The sequence below is a fragment of the Paratractidigestivibacter sp. genome (genome assembly GCF_052362415.1).
Taxonomy (GTDB): Bacteria; Actinomycetota; Coriobacteriia; order Coriobacteriales; family Atopobiaceae; genus Paratractidigestivibacter.
On record NZ_DAWEMK010000082.1, the window covers coordinates 6,035 to 6,389 of the forward strand.

Consider the following 355-nt stretch of genomic DNA (forward strand, 5'->3'; position numbering starts at 1 on the left):
GATCGCCGTGGCGACGTGACGCCGGAGGCCACGGCCGCCGTGTGCGAGCGCATGGCGCCGGGGATTCCCGAGGCCATGCGCGCCGCGTCGATGGGGATCACCCCGCGGGCCTGTCTTTCCCGCGAGGTGGCGGGCATCGTCGGGCGCACGCTCGTCGTCAACCTGCCGGGCAGCCCCAAGGCCGCGACCGAGAACGTCGAGGCCGTCATCGGCTCGCTCGACCATGGCCTGCGGATGCTCCGCGGCGGGCAGGCGGATTGCGCGGCGGAGGCCGAGGGAAGCCGTTGACCGCTCGATTTCAACCGTTCGTGGATAGCCGAAGATTGACGTCCTTACAATTAGTAAGGCGGGCTAA

1 protein-coding gene is annotated in these 355 nt (G+C 69.6%); it reads left to right on the forward strand.

Annotation, left to right across the window (positions count from 1 at the left end):
- Positions 1–288: MogA/MoaB family molybdenum cofactor biosynthesis protein (locus tag ACT84W_RS08045; protein WP_444328830.1), on the forward strand; the 288-nt coding region annotated here is incomplete at its 5' end.
- Positions 289–355: the final 67 nt, after the last annotated feature.